The following is a 24,740-nucleotide window of genomic DNA, read 5'->3' as shown; positions in this document are numbered from 1 at the left end:
GCGCCGCGATGAAGACATCGCGGCGCAAGCCATGACGCTGCGCAAACGCGTCGGAGACGAGGAGCGAGGCCGCCGCGCCGCAAGTCGGCGGGCAGGCCATGGAACGGGTCATGACGCCTGGCCAGATCAGCTTCTCGTTTAGGACCTCTTCGGGCGAGACCACCTGCCGGAACAGCGCCAGCGGATTGTTGGCGGCATGGCGGCTGGCCTTGGCGCGGATCTTCGCGAAGGTCTCTATCTTCGTGCCGTACTTGCGCATGTGGCTCTGGCCTGCTCCCCCGAAATAGCGTAGCGCCAACGGCAGATCAACATCCACCAACGCATCGGTGACTGCGTCGAAATCCGCGAAAGGGCTTGGGCGGTCGGTAAAAACGCTGCCGATGGCGCCGGGGTTCATCTGTTCGAAACCAACCGCCAGCACACAGTCCGCCACGCCACTCGCCACCGCCTGTCGCGCCAAGTAGAGAGCAGTGGAGCCGGTGGAGCAGTTGTTGTTGACGTTGATTATAGGAATACCCGTCATGCCCAGCGGGTACAGCGCCTTCTGCCCGCAGGTGGAGTCGCCGTAAACATAGCCGGCGTAGGCTTGCTCGACATGGGTATAACGAAGGCCGGCATCGTCCAGCGCCAACTGGACCGCTTCTGCTCCCATCTCGTGATAGGGCCTGTTCTGGCCAGGCTTTACGAACGGGATCATGCCGACACCGGCGACAAATACCCTTTGTTGATTCATTTTCGACATCTCCGCTGATCTTTTTGGTCAAATGACCAAGAACGCGATTCTGTGAGTCCATCACCAGAGTTGTCAAGATGCTGTCATTGCCCCCGCCGATCTTATAAAACAAAGGCTACAAGCCGACCTTGGTCAACTGGTCAAATACTGCTACTTTTATTTTTATTGAGCGTCCAAGCGTCAAACCACGGGGAATTAAAGGCGGCTGCGACCGACAACTGGGAAAGGACTGTGAAGGACTTGCTACCAGCAGCCTTTCCTTGAAGGGAATGGCCTATGACTTCCAGCTACTCGAAGTCAACGATGCCTTCTTCGCCCAGACCGGCTTTCCCCGTAACTGTGTCGGTCGGCCCTCTCTGGAATGGGCGCCCCGGCAATAAAGCATCTGGCAGGAAAATTACTGTGGCGTCGCCTTGAGCGGCCGGGCAAAACACTTTGTAAGTTTCAGCATCGAAACTGGCCGACGCTATGAGTTGTGCCGCTACTGTCCCCAGGCCGGACGCTTTGCCGCCGTCTTCCGTAATATCAGCAAGCATGTGCGGCTGGAGCAGCAGCTCTGCCGCGAGCATGAGCTGAACCAGAAAGCCCGCTCCAATGCTGGGCTGCGGGGGTTATTCAGGAACGACTGCTTACAATGGTGCCACCACTCACTCGTGCATGCGCTACAGCACTTTCACGCGGTACGGTTCGAGCACGGTGCAGTAGCCCATGTTATAGCGTCCCTCCCGGATGAGGCCGATGATACAAAACAGGATATGAATGAAAGGGAGGCGGTCACGGAGCCCGGCTTCGATCAGGCATACGGCATCCCTTCCGTTTTCATTTAGTACTCGTATGGACAAAGATACATCTTGCTACACCCCACAAAGATGTCGTCAAGTGCGATGGGATTGGGTTCTCGAATGTCTGATGGCATCAGCTGTCGCGTAAAATGTCAGGTCAGCCCTGGCCGAAAGCCATGTAGCGTTGGACATGATGGTCGCGATCGCCGAACATCTGCGCGTAGTGCGTGACACGCCGGAAGTAGTGCCCGATATCCAGTTCCTCGGTGACGCCTATACCGCCGTGAATCTGTATGGATTTCTGCGCGACCATCACGGCCGATCGAGCGATATAGGCTTTGGCAATAGAAATTGCCTTTTCACGATCTGCACATTCCTGCGTATCGCCTTGGAGGCCGGCCATCCAGACGAGCGACTCGGATTGTTGGGTTTCGATGAACATATCGACCAGATAATGCTGGATGACCTGAAAACTTCCAATTGCGACGCTGAACTGTTTCCGCATTCTGGCGTAATCTCGGGTCTTGTTCAGCATGGTTGATGCGGCCCCCAGCAGATCGGCGCATATTGCCGCGTTGGCCACGTCGATGGCTCTCTTGACGGCATCGATTGCTACGCATCCACGTGCCAGCACAGCGGTTTCAGGCAGCTTGACAGCATTCAGGTTGACTTCCGAGGCACGCGAGCCGTCGACGACACGGTAGTGGTTCAAGGATACGCCTGGCGCCGAGGATGGCACTGCGATCAGCATCGCTTCACCATTTGCGGCACATGCCGTTACCAGCAGTACGTGGGCATACTCTGCGCCGAAGACAACGGATTTCTGTCCGTCAATGCGTATGCCATCGCCATTCTCCGTGACCCGCGTTGCAATCAGTGTCGGGTCGTAATGGGAGTTGGCTTCCAACGCCGCCAGCGCCCCTCGTGTGGTGCCTGCTGAAACGCCTGACAACAATTGCATCGCATTGACACCACCTGCGAACTCCAGAACTTTGCCCGGGAGCACGGCGCAAGTGAGCCACGGGTCGGTGCACAATTTCTCACCAAGACGCCGTGCAATCAACTGGATGTCCACCAGTGAACCGCCAAACCCCCCAACGGATTCCGGGAAGGGCAGCGCCATCCAGCCCAGCTCTGCCATAGCAGTCCAGCGCGACTCGTCAAATGCGACATCGGCCGCGAGTTGCTTGCGGTAGAGATCAAAACTGTACTGTCCGGCCAGATACTTTGATGCAGACTCATCCAGCATGCGCTGGTCATCCGATAAGCGAAAATCCATCTTGATTCCCCTGTTTTGTAAGGTGTTGTCAGAGTCCGAGCAGCATCTTGGCGATGACGTTCTTCTGAATTTCGTTGGTGCCGCCGTATATCGTGGCCGCACGCAGGAAGTTGTAGCGCTCGCGGGTGCGATTGAAGGCAAAGCTGCCCACGGGTTCGCTGTTGTCCCACGTCAGGGACAGATGGCCGCCCAGCTCCACCATCGCTTGCGTGATGGCCTGCTGCAGTTCGGTTCCCTTGATTTTCAGTCCGGAGGACTCGGCTCCCAGACCCATGCCTTCTTCGGTCGCGGCAACCGTGCGGAAGTTGGTGTACTCAAGTGCGGCCAGATCGATCTCCAGTTCGGCGACCCTGCGGCGGGCAAAAGGGTCATCCCAGCGGGAACCGTTGCCCTGTTTCGTGTCCTTGAGCATCTGCTTAAGGCGTTCGATTTCCCGCTTCGAGTCGGCAACGCCGGCGATAGTGGTTCGTTCATGGGTCAGCAGGAACTTGGCAATGGTCCACCCCATGCCTTCGCTGCCGACCAAGTTCTCTACGGGCACCCTGACATCGGTAAAATACACCTCGTTCAGGTGGTGATGCCCGTCGATGGAGTGAATGGGCCGAACCTCGATGCCCGGCGTGTTCATGTTGATCAGCAGGAAGGAAATGCCCTGCTGCTGCTTTACGGATGAGTCCGTACGCACAAGGCAAAAACACCAGTCCGCCCAGTGCGCCTGTGTCGTCCAAATTTTCTGGCCGTTGACGACGTAATGGCCTCCGTCCAGTACGGCAGCCGTTTTCAGGGACGCCAGATCCGATCCCGCATTCGGTTCGGAATAGCCCTGACACCAGTGGACATTGCCGCTGATGATGCCTGGCAAGTGCTGCTGCTTCTGCTCGGCGGAGCCAAAAGCGCAGATGACCGGGCCGACCATGGAAACACCGAACGGCGACACCGGCGGTGCGCCCGCGCGAGCGCGCTCAAGGTCAAAAATGTATCGCTGTGTTGCCGTCCATCCAGGACCACCATGCTGGGCGGACCATCCGACAACCAGCCACCCCTTCCTGCCGAGCACTTGCTCCCATCCATGTTGTTCGTCCCGGTCCGGCATTTGGCCATTATCCGCACGCGATCTGAGCGAAGCAGGTACGTTTTCGGCGAACCACTGGCGCACTTCGTTCTGGAAGGCCAGTTCTTCTGTAGTAAACTCAAGATTCATGGTGTTTCCGTCTTGTTGGTTTTTAGAGATGAAAATTAGATGACGTCAGTTTTCAGCCGACGTTTCTCGACATGTCCTGCCAGTACGGTTTTCGCAGCTCCGTCTTCAGGACCTTGCCGGCGCCGCTTAATGGCAATGGCTCATGGCGGATATCCACACTCCGCGGGAGCTTGTAGCCGGCAATACGATCCCGGCACAGGGAAATGATGTCGGCCGGGACAAGGTTCACCCCAGGCTTGGGAACGACAATGGCGTGCACGCACTCGCCCCATTTTTCATCAGGAATGCCGATCACCGCGCATTCCTGCACGCCGGGATGCAGATGGATGGCACCCTCCACCTCCACGGAAAAGACATTCTCGCCGCCCGTGATGATCATGTCCTTGGCGCGATCGACGATGAACACGAAGCCGTCTTCGCTCATGTAGCCCAAATCACCGGTATGCAGCCAGCCATTGCGCAAGGTCTCGCGTGTCTGCTGCTCCAGTTGCCAGTAGCCCCGCATCACGTTCGGCCCGCGTACGCAGACTTCGCCGATGGTGCCGGGCGACACCTCACTGTCTTGAGCGTCAAGTATCCTGACATCCACACCATAGGCAGGCTGGCCCGCGCTCTCCAACCGGTCGCCGCCTGCGGCGTGCTGCTCGGGGGACAGGAAGGAGATAACCGGGGAGGACTCGGTCTGGCCATAGCCTTGGGTAAAGCCGACCCCCGGCATCTGCTGCATGGCGCGCATCAGTACGGCTCTCGGCATCGGCGAGGCGCCATACATGAGGCGGCGCAGGCTGGAAATGTCATAGTCGCTTATCTTTCCGGAACTGACCAGCAGATTGATCATCACAGGTACGAGCAAGGCATGCGTCACCCGCTCGCGCGCCATCGTGGACAGCACGTTCTCCACGTCGAAGCGCGGCACCGCGCAATGCGTCGCGCCCGCCATGGTGACGGCAAAGGTGCTGGCCATGTCGGCGAGGTGGAACATCGGCGCAGCATGCAGGTAGATCGTGCTCGCGTCATAGGCCAGCGCCGGCAGTACATTGAGCGCGTTGGCCAAGAGATTGGCATGGGTAAGCATGACGCCCTTAGACTTCCCCGTGGTGCCACCGGTATAAAAAAGGCCAGCCAGGGTATCGCCGCCGACTGCGGCATCGGGAACCACCGAGCCCGTCGCCACGAGCGCTTCGTAGGCGAGGTAGCCGTCTGGTACTGCGCCGTCACTCATATAAATGATGTGCTCAACCGTAGTCATGGCTGACCGCAGCGCCGCCAGTATCGGGGCAAAGGTCTCGTCGATGAAGAGCACACGGCTGCCGGAGTCGTTCAGCGTGTAGGCGATTTCAGCCGGAGTCAGCCGAATATTGACCGGATTACAAGCGGCTCCAGCCCAAGCGACGGCGTAGAAATACTCGACATAGCGATCGCTGTTGAGCGAGAGGATGGCCACTCGATCTTCCGAACCCACACCCAATGCGCGCAAGGCTCCGGCCAGACGGGCGACACGCGCCCCGACCTGGCGCCAGGTGCGGCGGCGCTCTCCGTCAATGGTGGCGAGTTGGTCACCGCGGGTCTGGATCGCGCGATGCAGACCTTGAGTCAGGGACATGGTGTACTCCTTGGTGGTGGCACTGGGCCGCCTTAATGTTGGTCAATAAAGGCCAGAATGGCATCCAAAAAGATGTCGTTGCGGTCGCCAGCGACCATGTGGCCAGCCTGCGCAATCTCGACAATTTCGGCATGGGGAATGAGTTCGCGCAGCTCGCGCACGCCTTCTTCGCTGACGATGTCGCTCTGCGTGCCCCGGACAAGCAGTGTCGGCACCTGAATGCGGCGTGCCGCAGCGATACGCCGTTCATGCTGCTGCGTCATCGTGGCTGGATCGGCTCGCTCCGCATGCTCAAGCAGGCGCGGATCCCAGTGCCAGCGATAGCGACCGTCGCTGCAAAGGCGCAGATTTTTGCGTAGACCCGAGCCATCGCCAGCCTGTTGGCGCTGCGGATTGTAAGCTGCTACGGCAGAGCGTGCCGTCTCAAGCGATTCAAAGCCATCCGGATAACCACGCATAAAGGCCACGATACGGGCCACGCCCTCGGGTTCAATGCGGGGTGCGATATCGACGAGCACGAGCGCGCGACAGGCCAGCCTCCCCTCACCCACGCCTATCAGCGCGGTGATGCCGCCCATGGAAGCACCGACGAGCACTGGCGCGCGTCCGTCCTGTTCCGGCAGCGCAGTCAGGTCGGTGACCAGCGTGTCAACGCTGTAATCACTATCAGGCGCCCAGTCGCTGTCGCCATGGCCTCGTGTATCGATGCTCATGGCTTCGTAGCCGCGTTGCGCGATGCGCCGCGCCGCGCCAGCCCAGGCATGGCGTGTCTGGCCGCCGCCATGCAGGAACAATACCAGTCCGTCACCGCCACGGCCCCAGCGCTCACCGTACAGGTGTACGCCGCCGTGCCCGCACCATTCGAACAGGTTGCCCTTGTCTCGGGAGGCCAGCGCCTGCGGTGCATTCAAGGCAAGATTCATGTCGTGTAGTACTCCTTATTCAGAGTCAGGCCAGCCGGGTCAGCAGGCGCAGGGCTTGCCCGTAACGGTACAGGCGCTGCACATTCGCTTCATGCCAACGCTGGCTCTTCGACCACCGGGGCAAACACGGTGAAATCATATTTTTCGGGCCGGAATGTCTTCGCGCGCAGGACATACTCGGACGCGAGTCCGGGAAAGAGTGCGTGGTTCTCGCCATTCGCATCGAGATACCAACTGCGGCAGCCTGAGGTCCACGAGGTATGCCGCATCCGCGCCTGCAACGCATCGTGCCAAGCATCTTGCTCACACTGGCGCACGTTGAGGTAGCGCAGATTACGCTCGAATAGTGTCTTGAGCGCCTGCGTGATGTAGCTGGCCTGCGACTCGGTGTAGACCAGCACTGAGGTATGACCGGGGCCGGTATTAGGCCCCAGCATCAGGAACCAGTTCGGGAAACCGCTGACCGCCATGCCAAGGTAAGCCTTGCTGCCATGCGCCTTCCACGCGTCGCTAAGCGACACGCCTTCCAGTCCGCGTACCTCGAAGGGCGCATTGCCAATGTCCAAGCAAAAGCCCGTGGCCAGCACGATGACATCCACCTCGTGCGTTGTGCCATCCGCCGTCACCACCCCCTGGGGAGTGACGCGAACGATGGCGTCAGTGATGACATCGACGTTTTCCCGCGCCAGGGCCGGAAAATAGTCGCTCGACAACAGGACTCGCTTGCAGCCGATATGGAAAGCCGGCGTCAATTTCCGGCGCAGCGCCGGGTTCTGTATCTGCCCGTTGAGATAGGTAGCCGCCGCTCGTTCGAGCAGACGGGAGGCCGGTGAATCGACGATAACGAGTGGTCCGAAAATTGCTTCGCTGGCCGCGAAAATACCGTTCCGTACTGCCCTCTGCAAGACAGGCAGCCGCGCAAACAGGCGACGGGTGCGCGCTGCCACCGCGAAATCGGGCTTGGGCAACACCCAGGCCGGCGTGCGCTGAAAGACTTTGAGTCGCGACACCGTCGGTTGTATTGCCGGAATGACCTGTATCGCACTGGCACCGGTACCAATGACGGCGACTCGCTTGTCCCTGAGATCAACATCGTGCCGCCAACGCGCCGTGTGGAATTGCTGGCCCTTGAAAGTCTCAAGCCCGGGAATGGTCGGATACGCCGGATTCAAGAGCCCGCCCACGACCGAGACCACCGCACGGGCGGTCAACTGACTGCCGCCCTTCAGGGTCAAGCGCCAGAGGCCGGCCCTGGCATCGAAGACCGCCTGCTGTACATTAGCGCCGAAACGCAGCCAAGGCATGAGATCGTATTTCTCCACGCAGTGGTGAATGTACTGGTGGATTTCGTGGTTGCCGGCGAAGCTGCGACTCCAGTCCGGCTGTTGCTCGAAGGAATAGGAATACACAACAGACGGCACGTCGCAGGCGCAGCCGGGGTAAGTGTTGTCTCGCCAAGTGCCGCCGACATCGTCCGCCCGCTCCAGAATGACAAAATCGGTGATGCCAGCCTGCTTGAGGCGAATCCCCGCGTTGATCCCCGAGAATCCCGCACCGATCACAATGACCCGATAATCCGCTTTTTGTGCCGACGTTGAATCGATCTGACTGCCACATCTTCTCATGCCAATACTCTTCAACTATCCAAGGCAGACCGAAATCAATTTCGCAGTATTTGGTCAATTGACCAAGATATTACTTCAAAACAGCCAAGGCCTGTCAAGAGTTGGTTGTAATGTCATCCGTATGCGTGACCAGTACCAACGACGCCAAGTTGACCGAGCAGGGATTGACAATGCGTTGGTCATTTGGCCAAATGTTAAGAATATAGTTGCACTCTACGCTTTTAAATACCGCAGTCGCGGCATTGAGACTTGCGCTCGAAGGAGCTTTAAATGAGAGTCATAGCCGCCCGCTCGCATCATTCCGGTATCATCATCGTGGCCGGCCAGCGCGCTAGTGCCAAACGGTGGACGCGCTTCGTGCGTGCCGACCAGATCCACCGCAATGCTAGGCTGGTGGGGGCAATTCGGGAAACCGCTGAGGCTCGCACCTTAATGTTAGAGTGCATGGAAGGCCGACCAGTCGTGACCACGGCGGGCCAGATCATGATCCTGCAACTGGACATTGATAGTCAGTGCTACAAGAGAGCCTACTCGCTGAGCCAGGCGCCCGTGTGCAACCGCTTTGCCGTCACCGTTAAGCATGTCTCGAGTGGCCATGTTTCGGCCCTTCTCAACGATCAACTCCTGATTGGAGACTCCGTCCAGTTCAACGGCCCAAGCGGCGACTTCACCCTGCTCTCCGCGTCTGCACCACACTATGTCTTTGCGGCCGCCGGGTCGGGCATTACCCCGGTGATGTGCTTGTGATTGCCAATAAGCTCGGCGCTTGCTATGCCGTGCCGCACGGTCGGACAAATGCCATGGCGCTGCCCCATGTCCTCAGATTCAATCTTCCCGCCCGCCAACCGCGGCTTGCCCGTCTGGCGCGAATGCTGGGAATGGCAGATCTGAGAGCGAGCGATGCTGCCGACGCCCTCATACAGCGAGTAGGTGCGCTTCTGGCGGCGCTGCCACTGCAACTTCCGCCACATGCAATTGCAGCGCTGCAAATGCATTCTTCGCTATCGAGGCTAACTTGTTTTCAGTCAGAAAATTCAACAGAGTACAGTCCTATTGCCTCATTACCGAACCATCATTACTTGATGATGGATGCTGCTAACTCTTCATCTCGTCCTCTTCATCTCGTCGCCGATAATTGCTGAACACGCCCCTAGCCGCGAGCAGGTGCTTACTGCTGGCAGCCCGGATACGGCTTCCACCCTCGACTAAAATGACCAAAGAAAAAGCGTAAATGAAAAGAACAATTCCCCCCCCCCTGCTCATTGTTGCTGCTGCCATAGCCCTTTGTGCCTGTCGCGAAGAGCCCCCTCTGTCGCCCCCTCGCCCGGCCAAGCTGATAACGGCAGGTGAAACCCAGGGCGTTAACGTGGCCGAACTCGCCGGGGAAGTAAAGGCCCGCGTGGAGTCTGGCCTGGGTTTTCGAGTCGGCGGAAAGCTCATCTCACGGCGTGTGGAAAGCGGCCAGCGCGTGCGCCGTGGCGAGGAGCTCGCTCGCCTTGACGCACGAGACTTCCAGCTCTCCGACCGGTCCGCCGACTCGGCGCTGACCGCCGCCACCGCGCGGGTGGAGAACGCGCGCGCCGACTACGCGCGTTATAAAGAGCTCGCCAAAAAAGGTTTCGTTTCCACCACGGACCTGGAGCGCAAGCGCGTTGAACTCTCTGCAGCGGAAGCACAAATGCAACAGGCAGAAAGCGACCTCTCGCTGCAAAAGAACCGCCTCGCCGATACTGTGCTACGCGCCGACAGCGACGGCATCGTGGTGGCGGTACTGGCGGATGTCGGCGAAGTCGTCGGGGCCGGCCAGCAGGTGATCCGACTCGCGCATGACGGCCCGCGCGAAATCGAAGTGGAATTCCCCGAACATCGTACGATGCTGGCCCGGGCAGCAAGGGCCGAAGTGTCGCTGTGGGCGCGCCCTGACATGAGACTGCCTGCCACGCTGCGGGAGCTCGCCGCCGCCGCCGATCCAGTCACCCGCACCTTCCGCGCCCGCTACACCGTGAAAGCGCCGGCCGATGCCCTCGCCCTCGGCCAGTCCGCCACGCTGTACCTGACGTTGCTCGCGCCGAAAAACGGTGGCGTGCGCCTGCCCGTGTCTGCGGTGTTTGGCAAGAACCGACAATCACTGGTATGGGTCTACGACGCGACTTCCTCCACCGTGAAACAACGGGCGGTGCAGATCGTCGGTGCCGACGGCAACGACATGATCGTGGCAGGCCTCGCCTTCGGCGAGCAGGTCGTGACGGCCGGCGTGCATATGCTCGCAGAGGGCCAAAAGGTCGTCCCGTTCACACCACCCAAGCGCTGAGCACGGGAATCTGACATGACGACCAACTACCCGCCTGCCCACCACAACACCGCTGCCGGCCGGACCGCCGAGCGCTTCAACCTCTCGCGCATCGCCATCCAGAACCCGGCGATCACTCTCTACCTGCTCATCGTGCTGCTTATCGCCGGCAGCGCCGCTTACTTCCAGCTCGGACAGGACGAAGACCCCCCCTTCACCTACCGCATCATGGTGATCCGCGCCTTCTGGCCCGGCGCCACCGCCACGCAGATGGCCCAGCAGGTCGCCGACCCCATCGAGAAGACGCTGCAGGAAATGCCGAGCATGGAAAGGATCCGCAACTATTCCAAGCCCGGCGAGACCACCTTCCTGATAGAACTCACGGACTCCACCCAAGCCAAGGACGTTCCTCAAATTTGGTATACGGTGCGCAAGAAAATCAGCGACATGCGCCAGCTCCTGCCAGCCGGCGTGCAGGGGCCGGTGTTCAACGATGAATTCGGCGATGTATATGGCGTCATCTATGCGCTCTCCGGTGACGGTTTCTCATCTGCCGAACTGCGCGATCACGCCGAACTGATACGTCAGCAGCTGCTGCAAGTGCCCACTGTGGCCAAGGTTGAGCTGCTCGGCCTCCAGCAGGAGCAAATCCATGTAGAGATATCGCAGCGAAAGCTCGCAAGGCTCGGCATCGGCCTGCCCGAGATAGTTGCCGCCCTGAACGCACAGAACGCTGTCGCGTTCGCCGGCGAGCTGCACACCCCCAGCGACACGCTACAGGTGCGCATCGGGGGCCAGTTCGACAGCGTCGAGGCATTGCGCGCACTGCCACTGCGCTTCAACGGCCGTACCTTTCGCCTTGGCGACCTCGGCACCATCATGCGCGGCTACGAAGACCCACCCGTGCCGAAAGTACGGCACAACGGTCGCGAGGTCACCGCACTGGCAATCTCCATGGCCAAGGGCGGCGACATCATCAAGCTGGGAGAAAGCCTGAATGCAGCCACCGCCGAACTGCGGCGGCTCCTGCCGGTTGGTATCGAACTCGAGCAGATGCAGTACCAGCCGGCGGCAGTAGCGCTTTCCGTGCACGAATTCCTGCGCGTGTTGGCCGAGGCGCTCATCATCGTGCTGGGCGTGAGTTTTCTCGCGCTCGGCCTGCACAAGAACCCTTGGCGCATCGATACCCGCCCCGGCCTCGTGGTGGCGCTCTCCATTCCCACTGTGCTGGCGGCCACCTTTCTGGTGATGAACTGGACCGGTATAGACTTGCACAAGATCTCGCTGGGCTCGCTCATCATCGCGCTCGGCCTGCTGGTAGACGACGCCATCATCATCATCGAGATGACAGTGCGCAAAATGGAAGAAGGCCTGGACCGCCTACGCGCTAGCACCTATGCCTTCAGCGCAACCGCCATGCCCATGCTAACCGGCACCCTCATCACGGCGGCGGGCTTTCTGCCCATCGGGCTCGCCAACTCAGCGGTGGGCGAATACACCTTCGCCATCTTCGCGGTGACCACGGCGGCGCTGCTGATCTCGTGGTTCGTTTCCATCTACTTCGTGCCCTATCTCGGCTACAAGCTTCTGCGCGATCAGCCGCACAGCCACGGCGAGGTCTTCGATACCCCCTTCTACCGCCGCGTGCGCCGGACGGTGGATTACTGCGTGCAGCACCGCTGGCTCACCATCGGCGCCACCGTCGGCGCGCTGGTGCTGGGCGTGATCGGCATGCAGGTGGTGGAGAAGCAGTTCTTCCCCGATTCCAGCCGTCCCGAGATCCTCGTCGACCTCTGGTTACCGGAAGGCGCGTCGTTTGCCGCCAGCGAGAACCTGGCGACTCGCGTCGAAAAGCGACTGAAAGACATCAAAGGCGTGACATCGGTGTCGTCATTTATCGGCTCCGGCGTGCCGCATTTCTACTTGCCTTTGGAAGTAATCTTCCCGCAGGACAACGTTTCCCAGCTCATTGTGCTGCCAGCCTCGCACGAGGACCGCGAGCGCATCCGCCGCGATCTGCCGCGCCTGCTGGCGCAAGAGTTCCCGGAAGTCCGCACACGCGTCCAGCTGCTGCCCAATGGACCGCCCGTACCCTACCCCGTGATGTTTCGCGTGGTTGGCCCGGACTCCGCGCAGGTACGCGCTATCGCCGAGAGCGTGAAGGGCGTGCTGCGCCAAGACGCCGACATGCGCGGCATCAACGACAACTGGAACGAGGAGATCAAGGTCCTGAGCCTCGACATCGACCAGGCGCGCGCACGGGCGCTTGGGGTCGACAACGCAGGCGTGGCCCGGGCCAGCGAAACCATCTTGGCGGGCCTGCCGATCGGGCTCTATCGCGAAGACAACCGCCAGCTTCCCATCGTACTGCGCCAGCCCGAAGCAGAGCGCAACACCATCACCGCTATTGCCAGTGCCTATATGCCGACCGCCAGCGGCACCTCCATCGCCTCGGCGCAGGTCAGCCATGCCCGCTTCGACTGGGAGCCCGGCATCCTCTGGCGCTATAACGGCAACTACGCCATCACCGTGCAGGGAGACGTGCGCGAGGGCATACAGGGTGCTACAGTGGCATTACGCTTGGATGAGCAGCTACAGGCGCTGCGGGCAAAGCTGCCGGCTGGCTTCCGGATCGAGATCGCCGGCACGGTGGCGGAATCCAAGCGCGGCACGAATTCGATAGCCGCGAAGGTGCCGCTCATGCTCTTCATCATCTTCACGCTGCTGATGCTGCAGCTGCGCAGCTTCGCGCGCAGCCTGCTGGTTTTTTTGACCGGCCCGCTCGGCATCGTCGGCGCCTCGCTCACCCTGCTGCTGCTCAACAAGCCCATGGGCTTCGTGGCCACGCTCGGCATCATCGCGCTGAACGGCATGATCATCCGCAACTCAGTGATCCTGATCGACCAGATCGAGCAGGACATTGCCGCCGGGGTGGATCGCTGGACCGCCATTGTGGATGCCGCCGTGCGCCGCTTCCGTCCCATCATGCTGACCGCGGCCGCTGCGGTGCTGGCTATGATCCCGCTGATGCACAGCGCTTTCTGGGGGCCAATGGCCGTGGCCATTATGGGTGGACTGATCGTGGCCACCGCGCTCACCCTGCTCAGCCTGCCCGCCATGTACGCCGCCTGGTTCAAGGTGAGGCGTGAGGGTTAAGGGCGTGTATCTGAGCATCTGCCCCGGTTGATCCACGATGCAACAGATGGCGACGCGCGCCTGAAGGGAGAGCCGGCTGGACGATTTCAGGTAGCCCGATAAGTGGATTGGCGGGCTGACTGGGGCATCATGCCCCCATTGATCAGGAGCTGTTCCATGACCCCGACGTTCCACCGTATTTGAGTAGCACGGCGCTTTGGAGTCCAATCCCACCCTGAGGAGATTGGACATGAAGAAGCGTTTCACCGAAGAGCAGATCATCGGCTTCCTGCGCGAAGCGAAGGCCGGTCTGCAGGTAAAAGAGCTGTGCCGTCAGCACGGCTTCTCGGAAGCCAGCTATTACCTCTGGCGTAGCAAGTTCGGTGGCATGAGCGTCTCCGACGCCAAGCGACTGAAGGAGCTGGAGGCCGAGAACCCGCGGCTGAAAAAGCTTGCTGGCCGAGTCGATCCTGGAAAACGAAGTCACCCGGGAAGCCCTGCGAAAAAAGTGGTGAGCGCGCCGATCAGCCGGCAGGCGCGGGCGCTGAACCTCAGTCGCCGCACCGCCTACTATCGGCCACAGCCGGTCAGCGACTGCGATCTGCTCTGGCAGGAAGGCACCGTGGTCGGGCGTCTGCGTGTCGGTACGCTGATGAGGCGCATGCATCGCAAGCCCAACACCAGCAGGCGTGGTTAACGGCATCCGATCTACCCCTACCTGCTGCGTGGCCTGGCGATCAATCGGCCGAATCAGGTCTGGGCCATGGATATCACCTACATCCGCATGGCGCGAGGCTACGTGTATCTGGCCGCCGTCATGGACTGGTACTCACGACGGGTGCTGTCCTGGCGGGCGTCGATCACGATGGATGTCGAGTTATGTCTGGCGACGATTGAAGAAGCGATTGCCCGGCATGGCTGCCCGGAGATCTTCAACACGGATCAGGGCAGCCAGCTCACCAGCGCCGCGTTCATCGGGCTGCTGAAGGACAACGGCATCCGCATCAGCATGGATGGCAAGGGCTGCTGGCGCGACAACGTGTTCGTCGGGCGGTTATGGCGTTCGGTCAAATACGAAGAGGTGTACCTGCATGCGTATGACACGGTCTCGGCGGCCCGTGCCGGCATTGGTCGCTATCTGATGTTCTACAATCAGCGCCGACCACACTCGAGCCTTGCCCGGCTGACCCCGGATCAGGTTTACTTCAACCAGCCACCCCTGACCCAGGTGGCTTGAACCTTGGCTGACAATCCACTTATCAGGCTGTCTGAAATCGTCCAGCCGGCTCTATGTGCTGGAGCTAGATACACGTCAAAATATAGTGGCTTAATGAACCCTCCTGAATTTTCCAGGCGCTATACCAGTCCAGCGCTTGAACGCATGCGAGAAGTTCGACAAATCGCTGTAGCCAAGCGAAGCAGAGATAGTATCCAGTGTCATTGATGCATCCATGAGCATCAGCTTGGCACGATCGCATAAGGCCTCCTCCTGCAGTTCGCTGAAGGAGGTATGACACTTGGTAAGCCGACGTTTTAACGTGCTTACCGACAAATTCAAGACGGCCGCCACATGATCAATGCTCTGCCGACCGTGCACCTTGGCTAGCAGGCTTCTGACATGACCAGCGACATCATTGTTAAGATCATGCTCATCAAGCTTGGCCTGCAGTATGGCTACGATATTTTTGTAAGCGACGGGGTCAGGAAAACGGCAGACCGAGATCAAGGTTGAATGTGGCACCTTGATGAAATGCATAGGCGCATCAAAGTGTAGCCGCCCACTAACAACCTCACGATGAGTCGCTAGGGCCTCTGGCATGGGCCAAGCGATATGGATGCTAAGCTCCGGTGACTCCTCCGAAATCAGGCGCAGCAAATGCATCAGCGCTGCGGCGCTGTAGAACAGCGGGATGCGGTCGAGCACCGCATCGCCAGAGTTAACCGAGAGCGTTACCAGCAAGGCATCTTTAGACTCTTGGATGCGCGCTTTAATAACATTTGAGATCAGCGGCATAAAAGCGAGCAGACGAATAACCTCATTAATCGAGCTTGCGCTGACCAGCGACAGACTTAATAGGCCATACGAAGTCAAATGAGCATGCTCACCAGCTGCATAGCCTATGCAAGCTGCCTTTTCGGCATCAAGCGAAGGATAAGCCTCTCGGAACCAGCGCATGGGAAGCTGTGCACCCGACGTAAGTATGGTCTCAGGGTCAACCCCATCTCGCTCAATAGTGGCACGCAAGCTCGACACCGCGTCAGCATCTAGAAAATCAGATTCGAGAAGATGTGCCATGAAATGAGCCGGCATGACTGGCTCTTGGCGCATCAAAGAAGGGATCATTTGAGCCAAACTCACAAAAAACAGACCTGATGCAACATAGCTGACCAGACACTCTGCGTGCAACATCAATTTTCTGTTTTTAATTAGCACGAGTCAGTTCATGAGCCGGATAATTTTCATCTCTCACGATGGTGAATGCCACGAAGCTGCGATTTCCGATGGCAAATCACTGATGCAAATCGCGACCAGCCACGGCGTCCCAGGCATCGACGGAGACTGTGGCGGCGTCTGCGCCTGTGGCACCTGTCATGTCATTCTCGACCCACTCTGGTTCGACCGCGTCGGCCCAAGTGCGATTGATGAAGAGCAGATGTTGGGCATGACCCCGGAGCGCCAAACGACTTCGCGCCTGGCCTGCCAGGTTACGGTCAGCGCCGACATGGACGGCATGACCGTGCGCCTCCCCGAGTTCCAGATGTGATCGCCCACGCCCTCCCTTCATCACCCAGGCAGATACCCGCATGAACGTCATCGACCCGATTCTCCGCAAGGCCCAGGCCCGCATTCCTATGGACCTGCAGATCCGCGGCGTGCACCTGTTCCACAAAGTCCGCCATGCCGTGCTGCCCGACAGCCGCCCGCCCGTGTTCAGCGAGCACCCGATTCCTGATGTCGCCGACGTGGCACTGGCCGACATCGACGTGAGCAACCCCTTTCTCTATCGCCAAGGCAAATGGCGCGAATATTTCGCCCGCCTGCGCGAAGAGGCGCCGGTGCATTACCAGCCCGAGAGTGCCTTCGGACCGTTCTGGTCGGTGACCCGCTACGAAGACATCCTCACTGTCGACAAGGACCATGAGCGTTTCTCGGCTGAACCCTTCATTGTGCTCGGCGATCCCCCTGTCGGCTTGAGCATTGAGATGTTCATCGCCATGGACCCGCCCCGACATGACCTGCAACGCCAAGCCGTACAGGGGGTGGTGGCACCAAAAAACCTCAAGGAAATGGAAGGTCTGATTCGCCAGCGCGTGCAGGACGTGCTCGATCACCTGCCCACCGATCGCCCCTTTGACTGGGTGGAACAGGTATCGATTGAGCTCACCGCGCGCATGCTAGCCACCCTCCTTGACTTCCCCTACGACCAGCGCCACAAACTGGTGTACTGGTCCGATTTAGCTGCCGGTGGCCCGGACACCACTGGCGGCCCACTCGACCTAGACGAGTTCTTTCAAGGCATTATCGACATGGCGCAGCACTTATCCGCGCACTGGCATGACAAAGCGGCGCGGCGTTCTGCCGGCGAGGCCCCGGGCTACGACCTGATCAGCCTGATGCAGAGCCATGATAGCACCCGCGACCTGATCGACCGACCCATGGAGTTCCTTGGCAACCTGGCGTTGCTCATCGTTGGCGGCAACGACACCACGCGCAACTCCATGAGCGGCGGAGTGCTGGCGCTGAACCGCTTCCCGGATCAGTTCGCCAAGCTCAAGGCCGACCAGACGCTGATCCCCAACATGGTCTCCGAGATCATCCGCTGGCAGACCCCGCTGGCCTACATGCGCCGCATCGCCACCTGCGACACGATGCTGGGCGGCCAGTTCATCCGGAAGGGTGACAAGCTGGTGATGTGGTATGCCTCCGGCAACCGCGACGAGCGCCAGTTCGAGAATGCCGACGACTTCATCATCGACCGGCCGAACGCGCGCAACCACATGTCATTCGGCTTCGGCGTGCACCGCTGCATGGGCAACCGTCTGGCCGAGCTGCAGCTGCGCATCCTCTGGGAGGAGCTGCTGGCGCGTTTCGACGACATCAGCGTGCTGGAAGAACCGGGGATCGTGCAGTCCAACTTCGTGCGCGGCTACTCCAGGATGATGGTGAAGCTGACGCAGAAGTCGGCGACATGACTACCGACCGCGTTGTCATCATCGGCGCCAGCCATGCAGGTGCCCAGCTCTGCACCAGCCTGCGCCAGGAAGGCTGGTCCGGCGAGATTGTGCTGATTAGCGACGAGCCGGTGCTTCCCTACCATCGCCCGCCACTGTCCAAGACCTTTCTGGCTGGTACCGCAGGTCTGGATGACCTGCTTATCCGCCCCCCTTTGTACTACGAGAAGCAGCGCATCACGCTGCGGCCGGGTCGTGTGATAAGCATCGACCGGGCGGAGCACCGTATTTGCATGCACGATGGCGAGACGTTGTCTTACACCAAGCTGGCACTGTGCTTGGGAGCAAGCCCTCGTGCCCTCTTAATTTCCGGCGCCAATATGCATGGTGTGCACACGCTGCGGAGCGCCGCCGATGTCCTCGCTATCCGTGCCGAGGTCGCTGCGGCCCGCCGAGTCGTGATCATCGGAGCAGGCTATATCGGACTGGAGACGGCAGCGTCATTGCGCAAACTAGGTCTTGCAGTGACCGTCCTGGAAACCGCCGAACGTGTTCTACAGCGCGTCACGGCACCTACCGTGTCAGCATTTTACGCCCGAGTGCATAGTGAGGAAGGTGTGCAACTTCGCACCGGTGTGTGCATCACCGCACTCATCGGAGATGACCGGGTGCGAGGTGTGCAGCTGGCTGATGGCGAGGTTCTTGCAGCCGACCTGGTGATCGTCGGTATTGGTGTGGTGCCCAATGTAAAGTTGGCCGAGGCAGCCGATCTGGCAGTAGAAAACGGTATCGTAATCGACGCGCACGGACGCACAAGCGACCCCGACATCGTCGCCGCCGGCGACTGTGCCGCGCACCCCTGCCCGTTTACTGGCCAGCACCTTCGCCTGGAGTCAGTGCCCAATGCCGGCGAACATGCCAAGGTAGCCGCCGCCACACTCTGCGGCAAGCACAAAGTCATTAGCTCTCTACCCTGGTTCTGGTCCGACCAATACGATCTCAAGCTGCAGATCGCCGGGCTCAATAGCGGCTATGACCATGTGGTACTACGAGGAGATCCTAATGTTGGCCGTAGCTTCTCCTGCTTTTATCTTCGCAATCGTCGGTTGATCGCTGCTGATTGTGTTAACCAGCCTAAAGATTTTTTATTAAGCAAACAAATCATAAGTCAAGGACAAAGCATAGATATTAATTATTTGGCGCATGCAGACTTTGACAAGCAACCACTGCCCAGAAATTAGCCGCAACAGTTAGACTAGTAGATGGCCTTGTTGCACAAACGCCCACAGCCTGTAGGCTAGCGCGCCCATGACCCAGCCGGCTCCCGCCCAATACCGTACCACCAATTGGAAAGACTACAACGCTACCCTCAAGGCCAGAGGCTCGCTCTCGGTCTGGCTGGATCGTGACATGCAATGGCACGGCCAGCCAGACCGAGAGCGGGTCATGGCCCGCGACTTTGACCGCCAGGTAACGGAGCTTCAGGTGCGTGCTGCGATCCCGAACCAGTGCACGCGCCTGGGCACGCAACACACGATACGTGTGTCCTGAGCAGACTGGGGAAAGGGGGAGCTGCGCTCAGTGGACTAATTGCGCAACAGCGCCCAGTGGGCAACAAAGGCGGTTAGGCCGAATTTCGACCATAGTGCGCTCAGCTACGCTGCAGCAGGTTGGGCGTTTCCACTCGCAAGGCCACCATCACAGGCAATTCCCCGCCATGAGCCGGAGTTGCCATGAATGTCGCACATGAAGACCGCGTGATTTTTCGCCCCGAACTGCAGGAGCTGCTGCATGTCAGCAGCGAGACCATCCGACGCTGGCTCCTGGCCAGCAAGCTGCCCACGCCCGATGTCGCGCTGACTCGCAAGACAGTCGGCTGGAAGCGCTCCACGCTGGAGCGCGCCGGCATCAGGCTGGCGTGAGGCCGCATCCATCCAGCCAGTCCGCCCAGTCCTGCAGCATTTTCTTGCGATCCGGCAGATACTCGGCGCGGTTGTAGACCGCACGAATCTTGTTGTCAGGCACATGCGCCAGCTGGCGCTCGATGGCATCCGGCGAGTAGCCGTTCTCGTTGGCCCAGGTACTGGCCACCGACCGCCAACCATGACCCGTCATGCGGCCTTTGTAGCCCATGCGCGCCATCAGGTAGAGCACGGCATTCTCGGACATCGGTCTATCCATACGATGTGGCGCCGAGAATACATACCGTGCCTCTGGCCGGCAGCGCGCCCTGAGATGCTTTAGTAGCTCAATGGCCTGCAACGACAGAGGCACCAGATGCTCCCGCTCACGCTTCATTTTCCCGGCCGGAATCAGCCAGGTCTGTGAGGCTTCATAAATTTCAGACCATTCCATCATGCGAAGTTCGTTGGTGCGCACCCAGGTCAGCGCCAGCAACCGGCAGGCCAGCACGCTCTGCAAGTCACCTTCAAGCGCGAGTCGCTGCAAGAACTCGGGCACCTCGCGCAGACTGAGTGCGGCGAAACTTGTGGTCTTGCTGCGACCAAATGCCTTTTCAGGCCGGATCAAGGCCGCCGGATTGGTGAGGGCTAGGCCATTTTCGACCGCCCACTCGAAGACCTGACCGATCCACATGCGCACCTTGCGCACATAGACATGCAGGCCGGCCGCATCCATGCGCAGCAACTCACCAAGAAGATCCTCACGAGCAATGCTGGAAATGGGGCGTGCCAGCAATCGCGCAAGGTGCATTTCAATGCCTCGCTCTGCATTGCTGCGGTAGGATGCCGACACATCCTTGCGCCCGGCCCAGTAAGCGTCAGAGGCTTCTTTCAGCGTCATGCTCTGACGACTGATGCGACGTGGCGCCATCGGGTCTTTGCCATCGACCAAGGCCTTCTTGGCCTCGTTGCGCTTGGCCCGCGCCTCGGCAAGCGAAACCTCGGGGTATGGACCCAGACTCATGGTCTGCGGCTTGCCCGCCACGCGGTAGGCCAAGCGCCAGGTGCGCGAGCCCGTCGCAGAGACAAAAAGATGCAAGCCGCCACCATCAAACAGCTTGTAGGGCTTGTCAGCGGCCTTGGCGCCCTTGCAACGGGCATCGGTGAGAGTGTTTGTAGGCATCGTGCCGCCCTCCTCCGATTCGTACCTACAGCGATACCTACAGACTGGCTGTGGTGAACCGTGGTTTTCGGTGGTGAAGCGAGGGCAATTGTGCAAACAGAAAACCCCCGGAAGCCCTCATATTACTGGGCTTGGCGGGGGTTATCTAGGGGTATTGCCAACGACGTTGGACTTGATTTGGCGGTGAGAGAGGGATTCGAACCCTCGATACGGGATTACCGTATACACGCTTTCCAGGCGTGCTCCTTCAGCCACTCGGACACCTCACCGTAGCGCTGAAGCATTGCACTTCAGCGGCGCGCAATCCTAGCGGAAGGCGCTCTGCAAGGCAAAGCCTTTTTGCGACCAATGTGCTTGGCTATCTCGACGTGGGCGGTGTTAAAATCGTTGCCCGCAAACGAGGTCGCTAGCAGTGCAACTGCTCGCACATTGAGGAACTGTATGCACGCTGAGTCAGCTGGCTCATCCCGCCTAAAACACCAGGCAGCACTCACAGCAGGCGCGCTTGGGGTTGTTTTTGGCGACATCGGCACCAGCCCTCTCTACGCTTTGAAAGAATGCTTTCACGCTGCTCACGGCCTGGCGCTAAACGAAGCGAATGTACTGGGCATTCTGTCGATGATTTTTTGGTCCATGACCATCATCGTGTCCATTAAATACATCGCCTTCATTATGCGCGCCGATAACCGCGGCGAAGGCGGCATCATGGCGCTGCTGGCATTGGCGCTACGAGCTCAATACCGTCACCCTTGGCTGCGCCCTTTGCTTATTGGCATAGGCTTGTTTGGCGCGGCGCTGTTCTTCGGCGATGGCATGATTACACCCGCCATCTCCGTGTTGTCGGCCGTGGAAGGTTTAAAGGTGGTTTCACCCGGCCTTGAGCCGTTTGTTTTACCCATCACCATCGCTGTATTGATTTCCCTATTTCTGATTCAACGCCATGGCACGGCGTCTATTGGCGCTTTTTTTGGCCCGGTCATGATGGTTTGGTTTTGCACGCTGGCTGTGCTTGGCCTCTACAACGTTCAGCACAGCCCAGAAGTGCTACAGCTCGTTAACCCGTCATGGGCCATCAGCTTCGCCCTCGAACATCCCGTGGCTGCGTTTATTGCCATGGGCGCCGTGGTATTGACCATAACCGGTGGCGAAGCACTCTACGCTGATATGGGCCACTTTGGCCGTAAGCCGATTCGCCGCGCGTGGTTCTTCTTAGTCTTTCCCGCGCTACTGCTGAACTATGCCGGTCAGGGTGCACTGCTACTGAGCGACCCGACAGCCATTGAAAATCCCTTCTATCGATTAGTACCCGACTGGGGTCTTTATCCCCTCATCATACTGTCCACGCTGGCTACCGTCATTGCATCCCAAGCGGTCATTTCTGGTGTGTTCTCGATTGCTCGCCAAGCCATGCTGCTGGGCTACCTTCCACGCTTCGAAATTAACCACACTTCCGACCGTGAGATGGGCCAGATCTACATCCCTTTCTTCAACTGGACGCTGCTGGCCACCATTATTCTGCTGGTACTAACCTTCCAATCCTCCAGCAATCTGGCGTCGGCCTACGGCATTGCCGTGACCATGACCATGATTTGCGACGCCTTGCTGCTCCTCGTGGTGGCTCACAAATTGTGGGGTTGGCACCCCGCATTAGCGGCCGCCGTAACCCTGCCCTTTTTAATCGTCGACTTCATCTTTTTTGCCGCCACCTCGCTGAAAATTTTCCAAGGCGGTTGGTTCCCCCTACTCATTGGCGCATCCGCTTTTTTCCTGATGTCTACTTGGAAAGCGGGGCGCGACATCCTCAGTCATCGCTTGAATGCTGAGACCATGCCGCTGAAGTTGTTTGTGAATAGCATTGGTGCTGGCGCGGGCCAAACGGTACCGGGCACGGCGGTGTTTATGACTGGCTCACATCACTACGTGCCTCATGCCCTGCTACACAACATGAAGCACAACAAAATCATCCATGAGCGTAATGTGCTGCTGACATTGATTACCCGCGACGTGCCTTTTGTTGACGATAATGAGCGCGTCATCATCGAGCGTATTGCCCATGAGTTTTATCTCGTGACAGCGGCATATGGCTTTAAAGAGCAGCCCGATGTGCCCGCGCTGTTTGCACTGTGCCAAGCCCAAGGCCTGAAATTCGACATGATGGACACCAGCTTCTTCGTGTCTCGTGAGCGCATAATCGCGCATGGTCGCCACGGCATGTCGCGCTGGCGCGAGAAGATCTTTGTGGCTATGGCGCGCAATGCGGTTTCTGCCACCGACTTTTTCCAAATCCCCACCAACCGGGTGGTGGAAATGGGCACGCAGGTCGAGCTCTGAAACGATTATCTGTGTGTTGGCTGGCGGCATGCCTCTGGCTGCCGCCGGCTCATGGCAGCGAGGTATTTATCGCCGCCGCATCGGATCTGGTGTATTGCCTGGACGAGCTAAACACCGCCTTTAAGCAGACCGTCCCTTCTATTCGCCTGCGCAGCACCACCGGTTCATCGGGTAATTTCACCGCACAGATTCGTCATGGCGCACCCTTTGATGTACTGCTTTCCGCCGACGCCCTTTACCCACAAGCGCTGATTGACAGTGGTGATGCCGTTGCCACTTCGTGGACACCCTATGCCGTTGGTCGACTTGCGCTTTGGACCGCTCGGACCGATTTAGACCTTCAGCAAGGACTATACGTTTTAGCTCAGCCGGAAGTGCGGACATTTGCCATCGCAAGCCCGGATCACGCGCCCTATGGACGTGCCGCGCAAGCTGCGCTGACCCAGGCCGGGCTGTGGCAGTCCCTCAGTAATAAACGCGTGGTGGGCGATAACATTGTACAAGCCCTGCAGTTTGCTCAAACCGGTCATGCCGACGTGGGAGTTCTGGCACTGTCGTTAGTTTTATCCCCAGCGATACGCCAACAAGGTCAGTTTTATTTACTACCGGATGGCAGTTACCCGCCCCTGAATCAGGTCGCCGTGGTCACACGCAAAGGTCGGCAAAATGCAGGTGCACACCGCTACGTGAAATGGCTGGTCAGCCCACAAGCCCAAGCCATATTTTCGCGCCATGGCTTTTTAAGTCCCGGCCACGCACTGGTGCCTTCGGCAGGCCCGAAGCCCCTGCCATGACAAGCCTCTTGGATTTATCCCCTGGGCTTTGGCAGGCTCTGTTCTTAACGCTAGGTTTGGCCACTTGCACCACCCTTATTCTCTTGGTGATTTGCATTCCGCTGGCCAATTGGCTGAACACGCGTCAAGGCCATTGGGTGCTTTTACTGGAAACCTTGCTGACACTGCCAATTGTGCTGCCACCCACCGTCATCGGTTTTTATTTATTGCTCGCCATGTCGCCCCAATACGGAATCGGCCACTGGTGGCACACGCATGTTGGCCAGTCCTTGTCGTTCTCTTTTGTGGGCTTGGTCGTGGGCTCTGTGATTTACAGCTTGCCCTTCGCCTTACAACCCATTCAAAACGGGTTTCGGCAAGTCCCAAAACTCTTGCTAGAGGGTTCGGCGGCACTTGGCGCGAAACCTCGGCAAACCTTCTGGCGCATAGTTCTGCCTTCTGGGCGCGGCGGCGTCATTGCTGGAGCCTCACTCAGCTTTGCTCACACGCTGGGGGAATTTGGCGTGGTGCTGATGCTGGGTGGCAATATCCCTGGCGAAACCCGCGTAGCCTCGATTGCGTTGTTTGATGAAGTTCAGCAATTGAACTATGCCAGCGCTCACACCTACTCGCTGTTGTTGCTGATCATGTCCTTCACGCTGCTGCTGTTGATTACCTGGCTGCAACGCCAACATTTGCAACGCATCCGCTATTGAGCGGATAGCCACTGCCATCTATCTCGCCAAAGAGGTCAGGCGTCTAATTTGTGGCAAACTGGCTGAACTCCTCCTAAGACTCTTTCAGAGAG

The 24,740-nt window shown here is 59.1% G+C and carries 19 protein-coding genes, 1 tRNA gene and 4 pseudogenes; 14 read left to right on the top strand and 10 right to left on the bottom strand.

The features are described from left to right. The 7 genes and pseudogenes from AC14IB_RS09125 to AC14IB_RS09095 form a co-directional block, all read right to left on the bottom strand. On the bottom strand, nucleotides 1–742 hold a 742-nt coding region (locus tag AC14IB_RS09125), incomplete at its 3' end, for a thiolase family protein (RefSeq protein WP_484231578.1). A 278-nt stretch (nucleotides 743–1,020) separates the two neighbouring features. Next, the gene (locus AC14IB_RS09120; protein WP_484231577.1) at nucleotides 1,021–1,269 is read right to left on the bottom strand and encodes a hypothetical protein; all 249 of its coding nucleotides are present in this window, start codon (nucleotides 1,267–1,269) and stop codon (nucleotides 1,021–1,023) included. 403 nt (nucleotides 1,270–1,672) lie between these two features. Then, a complete protein-coding gene (locus AC14IB_RS09115) occupies nucleotides 1,673–2,794 on the bottom strand; it encodes an acyl-CoA dehydrogenase family protein (RefSeq protein WP_484231576.1) in 1,122 nt (373 codons plus the stop codon). A gap of 28 nt (nucleotides 2,795–2,822) precedes the next feature. After that, on the bottom strand, nucleotides 2,823–3,995 hold the full coding sequence (locus AC14IB_RS09110; protein WP_484231575.1) for an acyl-CoA dehydrogenase family protein: 1,173 nt from the start codon (nucleotides 3,993–3,995) through the stop codon (nucleotides 2,823–2,825). Between the two features lie 52 nt (nucleotides 3,996–4,047). Beyond that, a pseudogene (locus AC14IB_RS09105) lies at nucleotides 4,048–5,601 on the bottom strand (long-chain-fatty-acid--CoA ligase); the annotation flags it as partial. A 29-nt stretch (nucleotides 5,602–5,630) separates the two neighbouring features. Further along, nucleotides 5,631–6,521 carry an alpha/beta fold hydrolase gene (locus tag AC14IB_RS09100; protein WP_484231574.1) on the bottom strand — a complete coding sequence of 297 codons (891 nt, stop codon included), beginning with the start codon at nucleotides 6,519–6,521 and terminating at the stop codon, nucleotides 5,631–5,633. An 89-nt stretch (nucleotides 6,522–6,610) separates the two neighbouring features. Beyond that, nucleotides 6,611–8,146, bottom strand: a complete 1,536-nt coding sequence (locus AC14IB_RS09095; RefSeq protein WP_484231573.1) for a flavin-containing monooxygenase — start codon at nucleotides 8,144–8,146, stop codon at nucleotides 6,611–6,613. A 270-nt stretch (nucleotides 8,147–8,416) separates the two neighbouring features. Between AC14IB_RS09095 and AC14IB_RS09090 the strand changes: the two genes are divergently transcribed. From AC14IB_RS09090 to AC14IB_RS09070, 5 genes and pseudogenes are all read left to right on the top strand, one after another. Further along, nucleotides 8,417–8,893: a ferredoxin--NADP reductase gene (locus AC14IB_RS09090; RefSeq protein WP_484231572.1), complete on the top strand. Its 477-nt coding sequence runs from the start codon at nucleotides 8,417–8,419 to the stop codon at nucleotides 8,891–8,893. Beyond that, nucleotides 8,884–9,288, top strand: coding sequence for a hypothetical protein (locus tag AC14IB_RS09085; RefSeq protein WP_484231571.1), 405 nt, complete (start codon nucleotides 8,884–8,886; stop codon nucleotides 9,286–9,288). Before AC14IB_RS09090 ends, AC14IB_RS09085 begins: the two co-directional genes overlap by 10 nt. A gap of 89 nt (nucleotides 9,289–9,377) precedes the next feature. Then, entirely contained in the window at nucleotides 9,378–10,457 is a 1,080-nt protein-coding gene (locus AC14IB_RS09080) for an efflux RND transporter periplasmic adaptor subunit (RefSeq protein WP_484231570.1), read from the top strand. Between the two features lie 15 nt (nucleotides 10,458–10,472). After that, nucleotides 10,473–13,592 (top strand): efflux RND transporter permease subunit, encoded by a 3,120-nt coding sequence (locus AC14IB_RS09075; protein ID WP_484231569.1) that lies wholly within the window; start codon nucleotides 10,473–10,475, stop codon nucleotides 13,590–13,592. Nucleotides 13,593–13,821: 229 nt separating this feature from the next. Further along, nucleotides 13,822–14,808, top strand: a pseudogene (locus tag AC14IB_RS09070) (IS3 family transposase). Nucleotides 14,809–14,898: 90 nt separating this feature from the next. On the opposite strand, the gene AC14IB_RS09065 reads toward AC14IB_RS09070, so the two are convergent. Next, on the bottom strand, nucleotides 14,899–15,882 hold the full coding sequence (locus AC14IB_RS09065; RefSeq protein WP_484231568.1) for a helix-turn-helix domain-containing protein: 984 nt from the start codon (nucleotides 15,880–15,882) through the stop codon (nucleotides 14,899–14,901). Between the two features lie 133 nt (nucleotides 15,883–16,015). Here AC14IB_RS09065 and AC14IB_RS09060 point away from each other — a divergent pair, with 133 nt between their 5' ends. From AC14IB_RS09060 to AC14IB_RS09035, 6 genes and pseudogenes are all read left to right on the top strand, one after another. Beyond that, nucleotides 16,016–16,336 carry a 2Fe-2S iron-sulfur cluster-binding protein gene (locus AC14IB_RS09060; RefSeq protein ID WP_484231567.1) on the top strand — a complete coding sequence of 107 codons (321 nt, stop codon included), beginning with the start codon at nucleotides 16,016–16,018 and terminating at the stop codon, nucleotides 16,334–16,336. Nucleotides 16,337–16,376: 40 nt separating this feature from the next. Further along, nucleotides 16,377–17,765 carry a cytochrome P450 gene (locus tag AC14IB_RS09055; RefSeq protein ID WP_484231566.1) on the top strand — a complete coding sequence of 463 codons (1,389 nt, stop codon included), beginning with the start codon at nucleotides 16,377–16,379 and terminating at the stop codon, nucleotides 17,763–17,765. Then, on the top strand, nucleotides 17,762–18,985 hold the full coding sequence (locus AC14IB_RS09050; RefSeq protein ID WP_484231565.1) for an NAD(P)/FAD-dependent oxidoreductase: 1,224 nt from the start codon (nucleotides 17,762–17,764) through the stop codon (nucleotides 18,983–18,985). Before AC14IB_RS09055 ends, AC14IB_RS09050 begins: the two co-directional genes overlap by 4 nt. Nucleotides 18,986–19,052: 67 nt before the next feature. Beyond that, nucleotides 19,053–19,187, top strand: a pseudogene (locus AC14IB_RS09045) (IS5/IS1182 family transposase); the annotation flags it as partial. Further along, nucleotides 19,182–19,295: pseudogene (locus AC14IB_RS09040) on the top strand (IS5/IS1182 family transposase); the annotation flags it as partial. The pseudogenes AC14IB_RS09045 and AC14IB_RS09040, both read left to right, overlap by 6 nt. Nucleotides 19,296–19,477: 182 nt before the next feature. Beyond that, nucleotides 19,478–19,666 carry a helix-turn-helix transcriptional regulator gene (locus AC14IB_RS09035; protein WP_484231564.1) on the top strand — a complete coding sequence of 63 codons (189 nt, stop codon included), beginning with the start codon at nucleotides 19,478–19,480 and terminating at the stop codon, nucleotides 19,664–19,666. Here AC14IB_RS09035 and AC14IB_RS09030 read toward each other — a convergent pair. Both AC14IB_RS09030 and AC14IB_RS09025 read right to left on the bottom strand, forming a co-directional pair. Further along, entirely contained in the window at nucleotides 19,653–20,828 is a 1,176-nt protein-coding gene (locus tag AC14IB_RS09030; RefSeq protein ID WP_484231563.1) for a tyrosine-type recombinase/integrase, read from the bottom strand. The two genes, AC14IB_RS09035 and AC14IB_RS09030, sit on opposite strands and share 14 nt — an antisense overlap. 178 nt (nucleotides 20,829–21,006) lie before the next feature. Next, nucleotides 21,007–21,097 (bottom strand) — tRNA-Ser (locus tag AC14IB_RS09025). Between the two features lie 172 nt (nucleotides 21,098–21,269). Between AC14IB_RS09025 and AC14IB_RS09020 the strand changes: the two genes are divergently transcribed. Genes AC14IB_RS09020 through modB form a run of 3 tightly spaced genes read left to right on the top strand, consistent with a single transcriptional unit; the run spans nucleotide 21,270 to nucleotide 24,648 of the window. Continuing rightward, complete coding sequence (locus AC14IB_RS09020; RefSeq protein ID WP_484231562.1) at nucleotides 21,270–23,159, top strand: potassium transporter Kup; 1,890 nt, start codon at nucleotides 21,270–21,272, stop codon at nucleotides 23,157–23,159. Nucleotides 23,160–23,170: 11 nt separating this feature from the next. Beyond that, entirely contained in the window at nucleotides 23,171–23,953 is a 783-nt protein-coding gene (gene modA / locus AC14IB_RS09015; protein ID WP_484231561.1) for a molybdate ABC transporter substrate-binding protein, read from the top strand. Beyond that, a complete protein-coding gene (gene modB / locus AC14IB_RS09010) occupies nucleotides 23,950–24,648 on the top strand; it encodes a molybdate ABC transporter permease subunit (RefSeq protein ID WP_484231560.1) in 699 nt (232 codons plus the stop codon). The genes modA and modB overlap by 4 nt, the downstream gene beginning before the upstream one ends. Nucleotides 24,649–24,740 lie beyond the last annotated feature (92 nt).

The organism is Perlucidibaca sp., from assembly GCF_057084925.1.
Note: the sequence above shows the minus strand (reverse complement) of the source record. Positions and strands in the feature narration are given on the sequence as shown.